Origin of the sequence: Aeromonas sp. QDB23 (assembly GCF_027707745.1) — a bacterium.
Taxonomy (GTDB): domain Bacteria; phylum Pseudomonadota; class Gammaproteobacteria; order Enterobacterales; family Aeromonadaceae; genus Aeromonas; species Aeromonas allosaccharophila.
In genome coordinates, this window is record NZ_JAPCJA010000045.1 from 1 (window position 1) to 15,138 (window position 15,138).

12 protein-coding genes and 1 pseudogene are annotated in these 15,138 nt (G+C 56.5%); 10 read left to right on the forward strand and 3 right to left on the reverse strand.

The annotated features are described in order from the left end of the window. The 3 genes and pseudogenes from PG888_RS16995 to rbsK form a co-directional block, all read left to right on the forward strand. A partial coding sequence (locus PG888_RS16995) for a ribokinase (protein ID WP_270693879.1) occupies nucleotides 1-1,086 on the forward strand: 1,086 nt, incomplete at its 5' end. A 194-nt stretch (nucleotides 1,087-1,280) separates the two neighbouring features. Beyond that, a pseudogene (locus tag PG888_RS17000) lies at nucleotides 1,281-2,147 on the forward strand (GRP family sugar transporter); the annotation flags it as partial. Nucleotides 2,148-2,162: 15 nt separating this feature from the next. Continuing rightward, nucleotides 2,163-3,083, forward strand: a complete 921-nt coding sequence (rbsK, locus tag PG888_RS17005) for a ribokinase (protein WP_182938988.1) — start codon at nucleotides 2,163-2,165, stop codon at nucleotides 3,081-3,083. Between the two features lie 89 nt (nucleotides 3,084-3,172). Here the strand turns inward: rbsK and PG888_RS17010 are convergent, their stop codons facing one another. The 3 genes from PG888_RS17010 to PG888_RS17020 form a co-directional block, all read right to left on the reverse strand. Next, entirely contained in the window at nucleotides 3,173-5,032 is a 1,860-nt protein-coding gene (locus PG888_RS17010; protein ID WP_182938987.1) for a peptidase U32 family protein, read from the reverse strand. A 143-nt stretch (nucleotides 5,033-5,175) separates the two neighbouring features. Further along, nucleotides 5,176-5,784 (reverse strand): LysE family translocator, encoded by a 609-nt coding sequence (locus PG888_RS17015; protein ID WP_182938986.1) that lies wholly within the window; start codon nucleotides 5,782-5,784, stop codon nucleotides 5,176-5,178. A 127-nt stretch (nucleotides 5,785-5,911) separates the two neighbouring features. Next, a complete protein-coding gene (locus PG888_RS17020; RefSeq protein WP_182939709.1) occupies nucleotides 5,912-6,829 on the reverse strand; it encodes a LysR family transcriptional regulator in 918 nt (305 codons plus the stop codon). A 249-nt stretch (nucleotides 6,830-7,078) separates the two neighbouring features. On the opposite strand from PG888_RS17020, the gene PG888_RS17025 reads away from it, so the two are divergent. From PG888_RS17025 to PG888_RS17055, 7 genes are all read left to right on the forward strand, one after another. Next, complete coding sequence (locus PG888_RS17025; protein ID WP_182938985.1) at nucleotides 7,079-8,167, forward strand: ketoacyl-ACP synthase III; 1,089 nt, start codon at nucleotides 7,079-7,081, stop codon at nucleotides 8,165-8,167. A gap of 252 nt (nucleotides 8,168-8,419) precedes the next feature. Further along, complete coding sequence (locus PG888_RS17030) at nucleotides 8,420-9,634, forward strand: methyl-accepting chemotaxis protein (RefSeq protein ID WP_182938984.1); 1,215 nt, start codon at nucleotides 8,420-8,422, stop codon at nucleotides 9,632-9,634. 9 nt (nucleotides 9,635-9,643) lie between these two features. Next, entirely contained in the window at nucleotides 9,644-10,012 is a 369-nt protein-coding gene (locus tag PG888_RS17035; protein WP_182938983.1) for a response regulator, read from the forward strand. Nucleotides 10,013-10,025: 13 nt separating this feature from the next. Further along, on the forward strand, nucleotides 10,026-10,352 hold the full coding sequence (locus PG888_RS17040; RefSeq protein ID WP_182938982.1) for an STAS domain-containing protein: 327 nt from the start codon (nucleotides 10,026-10,028) through the stop codon (nucleotides 10,350-10,352). A 21-nt stretch (nucleotides 10,353-10,373) separates the two neighbouring features. Beyond that, on the forward strand, nucleotides 10,374-12,584 hold the full coding sequence (locus PG888_RS17045; RefSeq protein ID WP_182938981.1) for a chemotaxis protein CheA: 2,211 nt from the start codon (nucleotides 10,374-10,376) through the stop codon (nucleotides 12,582-12,584). A gap of 10 nt (nucleotides 12,585-12,594) precedes the next feature. Next, complete coding sequence (locus PG888_RS17050) at nucleotides 12,595-14,520, forward strand: HAMP domain-containing methyl-accepting chemotaxis protein (protein WP_182938980.1); 1,926 nt, start codon at nucleotides 12,595-12,597, stop codon at nucleotides 14,518-14,520. A 12-nt stretch (nucleotides 14,521-14,532) separates the two neighbouring features. Beyond that, nucleotides 14,533-15,102, forward strand: a complete 570-nt coding sequence (locus PG888_RS17055; RefSeq protein ID WP_182938979.1) for a chemotaxis protein CheW — start codon at nucleotides 14,533-14,535, stop codon at nucleotides 15,100-15,102. Nucleotides 15,103-15,138 lie beyond the last annotated feature (36 nt).

Here is a 15,138-nt window from a genome sequence, read left to right on the forward strand (position 1 = left end):
CACAGGCCTATAAGTATTTGTTTTGTAGGCAAAAAACTATTTTTAATTTTTAACAAAATGTTCACGATCTCGCCCTGCATCAACAATATATCGACTCTGCTTGAGACGTCCTCCACCACCAAGGCCAGGAGTTACCCTGCGGTAAGCAGGGCCAATGAAACCTCTCCAGAGATTTATATATTGGGATCATTCAATATTGACATTGTATTAGAAGTAAATGAATTTCCAAAAGTTGGGGAAAGTGTGCTGGCACACTCTACTAAATATTATGGTGGTGGCAAGGGAGCAAACCAGGCAATTGCGGCTGCAAAAATAAATGATCAGGTTCACCTGACAATCAAGGTAGGTCAGGACCTGTTTGCCGATAGAGCCAAAAACTACCTGGCGAATGCCAATATTGCCTCATTGAATATTCTTGAGGATGCAGAGCACCCAACGGGTAATGCCATCATTCTGGTATCACAACCCTCTGGCGAAAATAAAATTGCAATTAACTTGGGTGCCAACAGCCACATCACAGTGGATGATATCATTCATGATCTCGATTATATTCGTGACTGTCGCGTTTTTTTGACCCAACTGGAAAACAACTTCGACATCATGTCACTTGCGATAACTTATGCAAAGAAAAGTGGTGCGACGACCATTCTCAACCCGACTCCATATAATGATAGCGTGAAGAAAATATTGCCTTTTGTCGATATCATCACCCCCAATGAGATTGAGGCTTCAGATTTGTCTGGCATTGTTATCAATGATCATAAATCAGCCAGACTGGCGGCAAAGAGAATATATAAGCTGGGAGTTAAACATGTCATCATCACGCTGGGCGATAAAGGGTGCCACTATTTTAACGGGAACCGTCACTTTCATTTGGCTGGGCACAAGGCAGCCGTAATTGATAGCAGCGGGGCCGGCGACTCATTTAATGGATCGCTTGCTGCCTCTATTGCCAATGGTAAGTCGATTGAAGATTCACTGATATTTGCCAATGCATTCGCATCATTGAAAGTCGAACGTCGTGGTGCATCAAATATGCCAGACACATCTCTGGTTGAAGCAAGGTTATCCACAAATAATTTGTAACAACACACTGTAAACAAATTAACTGCCAATCTATTTACACTATTACTGACAGAGGTATTTATGTTAGTCATCCACTCGTACTCCATTGCGATTATCATGTGTATTATTACCATGATATGTTGGGGCTCTTGGGCCAACACCACCAAGCTGGTTGATGAAAAAAATGGCCTTTCCAGTTATATTATTGGGACTATTCAATCGGCATCCTGTTGTTTACCTTGCTGCTGGCGTTCACGTTAGGCTCGTCCGGTGATGAAGGTCGCCACTTTATAGCCGATTTACAGCAAGCTGATTGGCAAAACTTTGGCCTGGCCATCCTCGGTGGCATCATTTTCAACCTGGGTAATATCTTGCTGGTGGCCGCTATTGCACTGGCGGGAATGGCTGTTGCGTTCCCGGTTGGCGTCGGGATTGCACTGGTACTTGGCGTTATCGTCAATTATCTGGCCGTACCGGTTGGCGAACCTTATGTGCTCTTTATCGGCGTTGCCTGTGTCACCGTTGCGATTATCTTGACCGCTATTGCTTACGGCCGTCTCAAGCAGCAACAGAGTGCAAAAATGCGTGGTTTGATCACTGCCATCATTGCCGGTGTGGTCATGGGCTGGTTCTATCGCTTTGTCGCAGCCTCTATGGCCGTTGATTTTTCTGCACCGGCAGCCGGTTTGCTCACTCCTTATTCCGCGCTGGTCTTCTTTGCCATTGGTGTACTCCTCTCCAGCTTTGTCTGGAATACCATCATGATGAAGAAGCCAATCTCTGGCCCGGTCATTAATGGTAGCGATTACTTCAAAGGGACCGTCAAAGAGCATGCGGTCGGTATTCTCGGTGGCGTTATCTGGAGTATTGGCATGAGCTTCAGCATTTTGGCCTCTGGCCCGGCAGGCTACGCTATTTCCTATGGCCTCGGTCAGGGTGCCACCATGATTGCCGTTATTTGGGGTGTCTTTGTCTGGCGTGAATTTGCCAGCGCACCTGCCGGAACCAACAAGCTCATCAACGCTATGTTTGCTTTCTATATTCTTGGCATTGCTCTGATCATCGCCGCGAATAGCATTTAATACAGGATATCTATCATGTTGAATAATAAAATTGTCGTTCTGGGTAGTACCAATCAGGATCTGGTTAACAAATCCAGCCATCTGCCAAAAAAAGGCGAGACCATCATCGGCTATGAATTTTTCAGCGCTCGCGGTGGCAAAGGCGCCAACCAGGCAGTAGCTGTCAGCAACATGGGCGGTAAACTCAGTTTTATCTCCTGCCTGGGTAAAGATGATTTTGCCAACCAGTTGATCGCGGATTATCAGCGATCTGGTATGGATACCAGCAAAATGGTTCAACTGGACGATGTGGCCACCGGCTTGGCCCTTATCATGGTCGATGAGCAGGGCTGCAACTGCATCAGTGTTGCCCCCAACGCCAATGCCATGCTGACCAAAGCATTTGTTACCGAGCAACTCGATAGCCTGCGCCAGGCAGACTACCTGCTGATGCAGCTGGAAACACCGATTGATGGGGTGGAGCTGGCGGCCAAAGAGGCCCACCAGGCCAATACCTATGTGATTATCAACCCAGCACCCGCCAAACCCTTGAGTGATGATGTCTATCCCTATATCGACCTTATCACCCCCAACGAGACAGAAACCGAGATCCTGACTGGCATCAAGGTGACTGATCACGCCAGCGCAGAAGCGGCCGCTACCCTGTTGCAGCAAAAAGGGGTGAAGAATGTGATCATCACGCTGGGTGAGAAGGGGGCGTATCTGCAAAGTGCCGATGGCATCAAGGAGATCATTGCGGGCTTCCGGGTCGATGCCAAAGATACCACCGCTGCTGGCGATACCTTCAATGGCGCATTAACCGTTGCGCTGAGTGAAGGGAAATCCCTGCGTGATGCCGTGCTCTTTGCCCACCGTGCCAGTGCCATCTCGGTCAGCCGCATGGGGGCGCAAAGCTCCATTCCGAGCAGGGAAGAGGTCGAACAGTTCAACCATTAATGCCACAAACAAAAGCCCCGGAGCCATGCTCCGGGGCTTTTTTATTTCTTCCCGACCCGCGCTGATTTAACAGAACTGCAGTTCGGCAATCACCTCTTCAAACTCCCCATCACATGCATTTCGCAGCGGTTGCAGTCAAAGCGTAGGCGGAAGGTGTCTTTACCCATCTTGAGCTCCAGCGGCTCGGCCTTGAGACCGGGCACCTCGTTCGGGCAGAGGTTCTGGCTGTAACGGATACAGTGCTTGGTGATCATCAGCACCACTTCCCGCTCCTCCTTGTTTGCCTCGTAGGCGGGGGCAATACGCTCGACCCCGTGTTCGCGGAAGAACTGCTCGGCCGCGCTGTTCAGTACGTTGCCAAGATAGGAGAGACGGTGCTGGGGATAGCTGATATCCCGCAGGGCGATGCGTCGATCGGGACGCTGGTAGCTGGCCACGCGCGCGGCCTCCAGCGCGGCGATGCCATCCCGGCGCAAGCCGTTGAGCTGTGATGCCGCGATGAATAGCGGGTGAGTGAATACCAACTCAATCTTTCGCGCCACAAACAGGGTATTGCCGAGTTTGCCGAGCTGGTCACGCGCCTGTTGCAACGCCCGCTCCGGGTTGTCGGCAGGCTGCTTGTCGCAAGGCAGCATCACCGCTGCGCTGATGGCCTGCTCATCGGTAAGCGTGAGGCTCACGCCCTCATCGCACTCTGCAAGCACCATATCGACCCGGATGCGGCGATCCGCGCTCGCCTTCTCCAGCATCTTGCTGAACGCCTGATCGTGGTTGCGGTAGATTTCGGTGCCCACCTTCAACCCCAGCATGCGCTCTGACAGGAGTAACTGCTTACCTTCCACTTTATTGAGGCGCATCCCCACCAGCTCGTTATTCGGCTTGAAGAAGCCGAGACCGTCGCCGTTGTTGAGGGTGACCTGTTTGCCGTCGATCTCGATGCCATCCTTGGTCACTCTGGTGACGCGCCCCAACGGCTCGCCCACATACTTCGGGCTCTTGGTGGAGTCGATCCCTTGCTGACGACCATTGAGGAAGTAGTCGGTGCTACCGCGGTTGAAGCTCTTTTTCGGATCCGGCGTGAAGCTGTAGCTGCAACGACCCGCCGAAGCGGCCACCAGATCGGAGCGACTGTCGAGAATGGCGTCGAGCTTCTGGCGATACCAGGCGGTGACGTTCTTGACGTAATCGAGCCCCTTGAGGCGCCCTTCAATCTTGAAGGAGCGGATCCCCGCGGCGATCAACGCCTCCAGATTGTCAGTCTGATCCATGTCCTTGAGCGACAGCAGGTGGCTGTCGGCCACCAACACTTCGCCGTCCGGCTTTTGCAGCGAGCAGGGCAGACGGCAGAGCTGGGCACATTCACCGCGGTTGGCACTGCGGCCGGTGCGGGCGTGGCTGATGTTGCACTGGCCGCTGTAGGAGACACAGAGCGCGCCGTGGATAAAAAACTCCAGCTGCACATTGGTCGCCGCACTGATCTCGCGGATCTGCGCCAACGACAGTTCGCGCGCCAGCACCACCTGAGAGAAACCCACATCCTGCAGAAACTTCACCTTCTCCGGCGTGCGGTTGTCGGTCTGGGTACTGGCATGGAGCGCGATGGGAGGCAAATCCAGCGCCAGCAGCCCCATGTCCTGCACGATCAGCGCATCGGCACCGGCTTCGTAAATCTGGTGGGTCAACCGCCGGGCCTGCTCCAGCTCGTGATCGTGCAGCAGGGTGTTGAAAGCGACAAAGACCTGGGCACCGAAACGGTGGGCGTGACGCGCCAGCGCTTCGATATCTTCGAGGGAGTTGCCCGCCGCACTGCGGGCGCCAAAGGCGGGGCCACCCATGTAGACGGCATCGGCACCATGGTTGATGGCTTCGATGCCGTAGGCGAGGTTCTTGGCCGGAGCCAGCAGCTCCAACCGGTTGTTGTGGCTTAACGGGTGCTTGTTCTGGTGCATGGTCTCGGGATCAGGGCGGACAGCAAATGGCCGCTACTCTAGCCCATTCACCACCCGCGTGCCTTGATCCCGCTTAAGGTATCCAAAAAATGCAGGATTAGAGAACCACCTTGATTGCCAGCAACAGATCGCCCACGAGAGGACTAAAGCACCACCTTCAAGGCCAACCCAAGCAGCACCAGGCCGCTCACCTTGTCGATCACAAAGGATTTGGCTTTGAGCCACGCCAGTACGGGCCCACGCGAGAGCACCAGCGCCACCAGCACGTACCAGACGGCGTCGATCCCGCCCGCGGTGAGCATCATGATGCCCCCTTCGCTCCAGCCGGTATCGGCTCGCACAAACTGGCTAAACAGGGCGATAAAGAACACCGCCAGCTGGGGATTGAGGAAAGCCACCATAAAACCTTCAAAGGCCCCCTGCCGACCGCGCAACTGATGCACCTCTTCACTCGCTTCGCCGCTGGCTGGTTTTGCCAGCAAGGCTTTCACCCCGAGCCAGGCAAGAAATGCGGCGCCGCCGTAGCGGATCAGATCAAACAGGATCGGGGTCTGGGTGATCAAGAGTGAGAGGCCAAGTGCGGTGATCAGTGCATAGATACCCACCCCAAGGCCGTGGCCGAGCGCGGTGGCGACGCCGTGCCCCTGCCCACCCTGCACCGTGTTGCGGATGATCAGCGCCAGACTCGGCCCCGGGCTGATAGCGCCCATCACGCAGATTGCGGCCAGTGCCAGCCAACTCGTCAGTTCCATGCTTTTCCTCTTTTGTGCTCGATATGATGACCTGCACTCAGGGTACGGGCTGAGCCATTATGCCAGTAGTGAAAGTTATGAATAGAACCCATAACTGATGGCTATAGCGCCACACAACTGACTGGGGCTAATCACCGAGATCAAGCAGCTTGCGACTCTCGCCGACGGTGCGTTGCAGGTGATCCCGCAGGAAGGGGTAGGCCAGCTCGCGAAACCAGCGGTGGGCCGGATCCTGATGGTGGCGCTGATGCCACAGCAGATGATACTGCTGGTCACGGGTAGCAAAGGGCAAGTCGACAAAGGTGAGCTCATGGCCGCAGGAGAGCTGCCAGGCGATATGGGCAGGGGTAGTCATCAGGCAATCGGTGCGCAGCAACACCTCCACCGCCGCCTGAAAGAAGGGGACTCGGGCAAACCAGCGCCGGCTCAGTCCCTGCGGCGCCAATACCTGCTCCACCGGGCTGTCCTTGTCGCCACCGCCACTCACCTGCAGGTGAGGCCAGGCGAGATAGTCATCGAGACTCAATGCCTTGCCAGCCAGTGGATGGTGGCTTCCCATCAGCACCGCCAGCCGATCTTCTCCCTGATGCAGACCACGGATCTGCTCCGGTACCTGCTCGGTGATGGTGGAGACCAGATCGAGCTCGGACTGCCACAGTTGCGGCAGCTGACGCTTGTCCCACAGGCTGTACTCCAGCGCCGCCAACGGCGCCTCGTTGGCGAGCGCGGCACAGATATCGGGCAGAATATGTTGGGCAACATAATCAGAAGACGCGAGCCGAAATACCCGCTCGCAGCGGCTCGGGTCAAACCCGGGCGCCTCGTAGAGCCGCTCCAGCGCCCCGAGAGAATCCGCCAGCTGGGCGGCCAACAGTTCGGCCCGTGGCGTCAGCAGCCAGCGTTGCCCCTCCCGCACCAGCAACTCGTCATCAAACTCGCTGCGCAATTGGGCGAGCTGCTTGCTGATGGAGGGTTGACTCAGGTGCAATAACTCGGCGGCACGGCTGATATTACGGGTCTCCAGCAGCACCTTGAGGGTCGGCAGCAAGTTGAGATTGGCTCTGAGCGAGGGATGCCCTCATCGGTGGGGAAACGCCTATCTTAGGGCAGAGGAGTCCCGCGTATTAAGCAAAATTTCCTGCCATGTTCAGCACCTTGCCGCCCTTTGTGGCCAGCTGGCGCAGCCGCTCGCCCAGCACATAACCATGACCACAAGATGACAGTGGTTGTCTCGTACGGCATAATTGCACGATTTTCCGCCCGCGGGCGATCCACTTTGAGAAGCGGTAACAAGATGAAATACGCCAATATCACCGGCTGGGGCAAATGCCTGCCTCCCTCCGTGCTGACCAACGATGACCTCAGCACCATCATGGATACGTCAGACGAGTGGATCTATCCGCGCACCGGCATCAAGGCTCGCCGGATCTCCCACGTCAGCACCTCGGATCTCGCTACCCTGGCCGGTCGCCGCGCGCTCGCCTGTGCCGGTCTGGAAGCGAGCGATCTCGATGGCATCATCCTGGCGACCGCCACCCCGGACAACCTGCTGCCAAGCGCCGCCTCTGCGGTGCAGAAGAAGCTCGGGGCCGTCAACGCCGCCGTGTTTGACCTCAACGCCGCCTGTACCGGTTTTGTCTACTCCCTCTCCGTCGCGACCTCGCTGGTGCAGACCGGCATGATGAAGAAGGTGCTGGTGATTGGCGCCGAGCGCCTCACCTACCTGCTGGACTGGGCGCGCCGCGATACTGCCGTACTGTTTGGCGACGGAGCCGGTGCCGTGGTGATCGAGGCAAGCGAGCAGGAGTGTGGCCTGATTGCCAACAAGCTGGGCTGTGACAGCGAAGCGCGGGAGATCCTGCACGTACCGAACTTCGGTACCGATCGGGTGCGTTTTGCCGATGTCGACGGCCTGTTCACCTTCAACTTTGAAGGCCCGGAGATCTTCAAACGCGCCGTGCGCGGCATGGGTGAAGCAACCAGCACTGTATTGGCGCAGGCTGGCATTGCGCCGGAGCAGGTCGACCTGATCGTCCCCCATCAGGCCAACATCCGCATCATCGAAACCCTCGCCAAGCGGATGAACGCGCCGATGGAGAAGGTAATGGTCAACATCGAAAACTACGGCAATACCTCCGCCGCTACCGTGCCCATCGCCCTGTGCGAAGCGCTGGAGCAGGGTCGCGTCAAGCCGAACACCTATCTGCTGACCGCCGCCTTCGGTGCCGGTCTGACCTGGGGTGCCGCCATCATCAAGTGGGGCGATCGCGTCACCCCCATCAAGGCGTGCGATGCCGAACTGCCCCCGTGCGACAAGAGCGCGCTGGAGCTGATTGCCCACGCCGTCGAAGGTTGCCAGAAGGCCCACGCCAACGAGGCCTGATCCTCATCAGGAGCCTGAATCATCAGGCTCCTGCTCTCCTTTTTCTCCCCCGACTCTCTCCGCCCCCCTTAGCAATCCTCTCGATACAGCAATCGCTGATACAAACAAATCCGATTTGCAGCCAATTTATTTTTTTCCGCTAACCTTATTGTGCCAACTATAAATAAAGAAAAGAGCTTCAAGGGGCACCATGACTGTTGCAGTCCTGCTCCTTTACCTCTTACCAAATAATTGCACAGGGATAAGCTACGTATGGCACAACACAAAAGTGGCGTGAACACACCGCTTTGGGAACCAGTTTGCTGGATTTGCTGCATCGGGCTCGGTCTGCTGAGCTGCCTGTTGCTGCAACTCGCCGATGCGCTGTCACCTCTCTACCTGCTGCTAAATGTGCTGGTGGCCATTGCCGCAGCCCTCTGGACATCGAGTCGCTTCCATCACCACTTGCAACGAAACCGCGCAGAACAGATAGAACCCGCCGCCACGGATGCCATCGCCCACTCCATCGTCGGGCTTGAACAGGTGTGTGAGAAGGCGCTGCCCATCTGGTCCCAACAGATTGAAAACTCTCGTCAACAAACCGAAGCGGCGATGATTGACCTGACCCAGCGCTTCAGCGGCTTGGCCAACAAACTGGAAGAAGCAGTCAATGCCTCCCATCTGGCAGCCGGTGAACTGGGTGATGCCAATTCCCGTGGCATGGCCGGAGTCTTGAGCGAGAGCCAGCAGCAGCTCAATGAGGTGGTTGCCATCCTGCATTCCGCCCAGGCCAATCGGGACGCCATGCTGGGTGAGATAAAAAGCCTGACCACCTACACCATAGAGCTCAACACCATGGCCATGGATGTGGCCAAGATCGCCTCCCAGACCAACCTGCTGGCCCTCAACGCCGCCATTGAAGCTGCCCGGGCAGGGGAAGCCGGTCGTGGCTTTGCTGTGGTCGCTGATGAAGTGCGTAACCTCTCCCGCCTCTCCAGCGAAACAGCCCAGAAGATGACCGACAAGGTCGACACCATCAATACTGCTATCGGGCGCGCCTTCCAGATTGCCGAAAATGCAGCCGCACGGGATCACGCCTCGGCACTCAATTCGGAGCAGACCATTGAACAGGTGCTGGCCCGTTTCCGCCATGCCACTGACAGCCTGGCAGAATCCGCCTCCCTGTTGCAAAACGAGAGCACCGATATCCATCGCGAAATCTCCAGCGTCATTGTCTCGCTGCAATTTCAAGACAGGGTCAGCCAGATCCTCAGCCACGTCAGACAAAACATGGAGAGCCTCTCCGGCCACCTGAGCGCTTCGGAGCAAAACAGCAATTCATCCGGACCAATCCAGATCGATGCCCATCGCTGGCTGGCAGAGATGGAGCTCTCATACGCCACCGACGAGCAGCGCAATATTCACCATGGTCGCACCACCCGTTCTGCCAAAGCGCAACCAAGCAGCGCCGACATCACATTTTTCTAGGAGAGAGATATGGGCAAAACGATCCTGATCGTGGATGACTCGGCAACCATTCGCCAAGTCGTAGGCATGACCCTCAAGGGGGCCGGTTATGAAGTGATGGAGGCGAGCGATGGCAAGGATGCGCTCAAGAAGCTTGATGGCAAGAAGATCAACCTGATCATCAGTGACGTCAACATGCCAAACATGGATGGCATCACCTTCGTCAAAGAGGCCAAAAAGCTGGCCAGCTATAAATTCACCCCCATCATCATGCTGACTACCGAATCGCAAGACAGCAAGAAGCAGGAAGGACAAGTCGCAGGAGCCAAAGCCTGGGTGGTCAAGCCCTTCCAGCCCGAGCAGATGCTGGCAGCTGTCGCCAAGCTCATCACGCCGTGATCCGGAGCGCATCATGCAACTACAGAGTGAGCGGCTCGACAACAAGGTGGTGGTGACCCTGCCGGAAGAGATCACCATCTATACAGTCAGCGAGCTGAAAGAGGCCCTTTCGCCCTTATTGCATCAGGGGCGCGAACTGGAGCTGAATCTGGCGGCGGTATCCGAGATAGACAGCGCCGGGCTGCAACTGCTGCTGGCGGCAAAGAAAACCGCGCTGCAGCAAGGCTCCTCCCTGGCGCTGGTCTGGCATAGCCATGTTGTGCTTGAACTGCTGGAGCTCTGCCAGCTCTCGGCCTTTTTTGGCGATCCCACCCTCATCACCCATGGCGAACGCCCCTAAGCCAGCATGACAGGAGTCACCGTGAGCATCGATCTTGATCAGGCTTTACAAACCTATATCGCCGAGGCACGCGAGTTGCTCGAAGAGATGGAGTCAGCGCTGCTCTCACTGGAGGCTGACCCTGACAATAGCGAGCTGATTGGCGCTATCTTCCGTGCAGCTCACACCATCAAGGGGTCTGCTGGCCTGTTCGGTCTGCAGCCCATCGTCGGGTTTACCCATATCGTCGAGGATCTGCTCGACCAGATCCGCAATCAGCAGCTCACCGTCACCTCCCCTCTGATCAAGGATCTGCTGGAGAGCTGTGACCACATCCAGACGCTCATCAGTGTCGTTGCGGAACAGGGTAGCTCGTTAAGCGATGGTGATGCCAACCAGGATGAACGGCTTAGGCTGACCCTCACCCGCCATCAGTGTGTTCCCCATGCCACCCTGCCAGATACGGTGCATAAGCCGGAACCCAGGATCGAGAAAGAGGGAGGCATTACCAGCTCCGCCTCCTTGTGGCATATCTCCCTGCGTTTTGGTCCCGATGTGCTGCGCAACGGCATGGATCCCGCCGCATTTCTGCGCTATCTCGGCACACTCGGAACCCTCTGCTCGGTGGAGACCATCCATCAAGGACTACCGGAGTGGGAACCGTTCGATCCTGAGAATTGCTACCTCGGATACGAGATAGACTTCGACTCGAAGGCAGACAAGGCGGCCATCAGCGATGTCTTTGAATTTGTTCGAGATGACTGCCAGATCACCATTTTGCCGCCCCACAGCAAGATCGCCGAGTTCATCAACCTGATCGAGTCGCTGCCGGAAGACAACGCCATGCTGGGTCAGTTGCTGGTCAACACCGGCGCACTGACGGCAGAGGAGTTGGCAAACGGTCTGCAGGCACAACAAGCGACCCCGGCAGAGCAAGCGCCTAAACTCGGGGAGATCCTGATTGCGCAGGGAGCCGTCAACGAAGCCGTGGTCGATGCCGCCCTGAAAAAACAGAACCAGACCAAGGAGAGCAAGAGTAAAGAGGGTCGTTACGTCAGGGTACATGCCGACAAGTTGGACGATCTGATCAATCTTGTCGGTGAGCTGGTGGTCGCCAGCTCAGGAGCCAATCTGCTGGCCCAGCGCACCCGAGAAAGCCAGCTACAGGAAGCCACCTCGGTCATTGCCATGCTGGTGGAAGAGATCCGTGACAGCGCGCTGCGCCTGCGAATGGTGCCTATCGGCGATACCTTCAACCGCTTCCAGCGGGTGGTGCGCGATGTCAGCCAAGAGCTGAACAAGGATATCACTCTGGTGATCTCCGGAGCCGAGACCGAACTGGACAAGTCGGTGGTAGAGAAGATCGGCGATCCTCTGATGCATCTGGTCAGAAACTCGATGGATCACGGTATCGAATCGGCAGAACAACGGCTGCTGGCAGGCAAATCCCCCCGCGGCACCCTGAATCTCAACGCCTATCACGACTCCAACAGTATCGTCATCGAAATTCGGGATGACGGCGCCGGTCTCAACAAAGCCAGGATCCAGCAAAAAGCCATCGAACGCGGTCTGATCAGCGCAACCACCACGCTGACGGATCAGGAGATATACAACCTGATCTTCGAGCCGGGGTTCTCCACCGCCGAGGCGATCACCAACCTCTCCGGTCGCGGGGTGGGCATGGATGTCGTCAAACGCAACATAACCGCCCTGCGCGGCACGGTCGATCTCGACAGCATCCCTGGAAAAGGCACCCGTGTGCAGATACGCCTACCGCTTACCCTCGCCATCATCGACGGCTTCCTGGTGCGAGTCTGCGACACCCACTACGTCATTCCGCTCGATATGGTGATCGAGTGCGTTGAATTGACCCAGAGTTCACTGGCCGACACCCAGGGGCGCAATTACATCAATTTACGTGGCGAGGTGCTGCCCTTTATCCGCCTGCAACACTACTTCGATACCAATGGCAGCAAGGGGCGGCGCGAGAACATTGTCGTGGTCAGCCACGCAGGCAAAAAGTCCGGACTGGTGGTGGATGAACTGCTGGGAGAATTCCAGACCGTCATCAAACCGTTGGGGAAATTGTTCCAGCGCCTGCAAGGCATCAGTGGCTCAACCATTCTGGGGGGAGGAGAGGTCGCCCTGATCCTCGATATTCCCTCGCTCATCCAGCACGCGATCACCCTGGAATCCTGTCAGCTCAACAACTTGACGGTGTCGCGCAACCAACCTCAATCCAGCCTCAACTGAGGGGGCCATCATGTTTAAAAACTCCACCATCAAATTGCGCCTCATCGTGCTGCTCTGCCTGCTCTGCCTGCTGCTGCTGGCCGTTGGCGGCCTCGGGTTATACAACATGCAGAGCAGCAATACCGGGTTACAGCGCGTGTACAACGACAGGGTGGTTCCCCTCAAGCAGCTGAAGACCATCTCCGACAGCTATGCCATCTCGATCATCGACAACCTCAACAAGGCTAATGCGGGGCTGATCCCGGCAGAAGGGGCGTTGAATCAGATAAAACAGGCCCAGCAGACCATCAAGAGCGAGTGGCAGCACTACCAATCCACCACTCTCACCCCGGAGGAGCAGCGCTTGTCAGCCGAGGCAAGCACCCTGTTCAACGCGGCCGATTCCGATATTGGCAAGCTGGAGAAATTCCTCGCCACCCAGCACGGCATGATTGCCGGCATGCTGAACAATTTTGACGGCACCCTCTATGGCTCCATCGACCCGATAGGCAACAAGATCACCGAGCTGGTCAACCTGCAGCTCAATGTGGCCAAGTCGGAATATACCGCTGCACAATCTTGGTATGACGTAATGCTGATAACCATGGCGGTGGTTATCGCGGTCGGCATCGTGCTCGCCGCCTGGTTTGGCACCCTGCTGATTAAAAGCATCATTACTCCCATTGAGCAGGCCCTGCGCGTGGCCAATAGTCTGGCCGATGGCAATCTGGATGTATCGATCAAGATAGAGTCCAACGATGAAGCGGGTCAGCTCTTGATGGCGATGGACAACATGGTCAAGAAGCTGGGGGCCTTGATCACGGATATCGAGACCTTGGTCACCGCCGCCGTCGAACAGGGAGACTTCAGCCACAAGATTGCACTGGAGGATCGCCAGGGCTATATCAAACGGGTATCCGAGCTGCTGAATCGCCTCTCCCATGTCACGGATACCAGCCTGGAAGATGTAATGCGCATCGCCACCGCGCTCTCCAAAGGGGATCTGACTCAACGGATCGATGAACCCTACCCCGGTATTTTTGGCCAGACCAAAGACGGCCTCAACCAGACCATCACGGCCCTAACCAATATCATCGAAGAGGTTCGCAACGCCGCCGACAACCTGAGCAATGCCTCCAATCAGGTGAGCAATACGGCGCAGGCATTGAGTCAGGCCACCAGCGAGCAGGCGGCCAGTGTTGAGGAGACCAGCGCCTCTATCGAACAGATGAGCGCCAGCATCAACCAGAACACCGAGAACGCCAGGATCACCGACAGCATGGCCAGCAACTCGGTGCTGGAGGCCACCGAAGGGGGTCAATCCGTGCAACAGACGGTCACGGCCATGCAGCAAATTGCCAGGAAAGTCAGCATCATCGATGACATCGCCTATCAAACCAACCTGCTGGCCCTCAATGCGGCCATCGAGGCGGCTCGCGCCGGAGAACATGGCAAAGGCTTCGCGGTAGTTGCCGCCGAGGTGAGGAAACTGGCGGAACGCAGCCAGATCGCGGCGCAAGAGATTGGCGAGCTCTCCTCTGACAGCGTCAGCAAGGCAGAGCGGGCCGGCAGCCTGCTGGAGAAGATCGTCCCCTCCATTCGCAAAACCTCTGATCTGGTACAAGAGATCAATGCAGCTTCCGGGGAACAGGCCAGCGCGGCCAACCAGATCAGCCTGGCCATGAGCCAGCTCAATCAGGTCACGCAGCAAAACGCCGCCAGTAGCGAGGAGCTCGCTGCCACGGCGGAAGAGATGAGCTCGCAAGCCAGTGAACTGCAACAAACCATGGCCTTTTTTGCACTGGAAAAGCGCCCCCAGGTTAATGCCAGAGTTCATGAGGCCAACCACAAGGGCGTGCCTCCCAGAGGCAGTTTCATCGCACCGCCACAATGGGCCAGCCAGCCCAATCAACCATCATCCCATGCCATTGATGAAGCGGATTTTGTCCGTTTCTAACCGGAGGCGACCATGCATACATCCACCGACATCACGGTGCCATCAGCCGCCGCTGACGAGAGCAGTGGCGATGCCCAGTACCTGACATTTCTGATCAACAACGAGATGTTCGCCATCAATATTCTGGGGGTCAAAGAGATTATCGAATACGGCAATATCACTCCGATCCCGATGATGCCCGGTTTTATTCGCGGCGTAATCAACCTCAGAGGTGCGGTCGTGTCGGTCGTCGACTTGAACGCCCGCTTTGGCAATGCCCCTTCGCTCATCACTCGCCGAAGTTGCATCGTCATCATTGAAGGGATAGCCCCGCAGGGCGATGAACCTGTAGGTCAGGATATTGGCGTCGTGGTGGATTCCGTATCGGAAGTGCTGGGTATTCCACAAGCAGATATCGAGCCCCCGCCCAGTTTTGGTGCCCGCATCCGGGCCGACTTCATCAGCGGCATGGGCAAGGTCAACGGCAAATTCGTCATCCTCATCGACACCGAAAAAGTGTTGTCACTCGATGAGATGGCTCAACTCAGTGAACTGGCCCAGCCACAGGCAAGGTTGCCACAAAGCAACCTGCAACCCTCCTGAACAGGCCCCCATATTCCACGACATGCAGCATAAGGA

Bases quoted from the DNA above. Each gene is read 5' to 3' on its own strand.
- rbsK (WP_182938988.1), top strand. From the start codon at position 2,163: ATGTTGAATAATAAAATTGTCGTTCTGGGTAGTACCAATCAGGATCTG.
- PG888_RS17030 (WP_182938984.1), top strand. From the start codon at position 8,420: ATGGCACAACACAAAAGTGGCGTGAACACACCGCTTTGGGAACCAGTT.
- PG888_RS17035 (WP_182938983.1), top strand. From the start codon at position 9,644: ATGGGCAAAACGATCCTGATCGTGGATGACTCGGCAACCATTCGCCAA.
- PG888_RS17040 (WP_182938982.1), top strand. From the start codon at position 10,026: ATGCAACTACAGAGTGAGCGGCTCGACAACAAGGTGGTGGTGACCCTG.
- PG888_RS17025 (WP_182938985.1), top strand. From the start codon at position 7,079: ATGAAATACGCCAATATCACCGGCTGGGGCAAATGCCTGCCTCCCTCC.
- PG888_RS17055 (WP_182938979.1), top strand. From the start codon at position 14,533: ATGCATACATCCACCGACATCACGGTGCCATCAGCCGCCGCTGACGAG.
- PG888_RS17010 (WP_182938987.1), bottom strand. From the start codon at position 5,032: ATGCACCAGAACAAGCACCCGTTAAGCCACAACAACCGGTTGGAGCTG.
- PG888_RS17015 (WP_182938986.1), bottom strand. From the start codon at position 5,784: ATGGAACTGACGAGTTGGCTGGCACTGGCCGCAATCTGCGTGATGGGC.
- PG888_RS17050 (WP_182938980.1), top strand. From the start codon at position 12,595: ATGTTTAAAAACTCCACCATCAAATTGCGCCTCATCGTGCTGCTCTGC.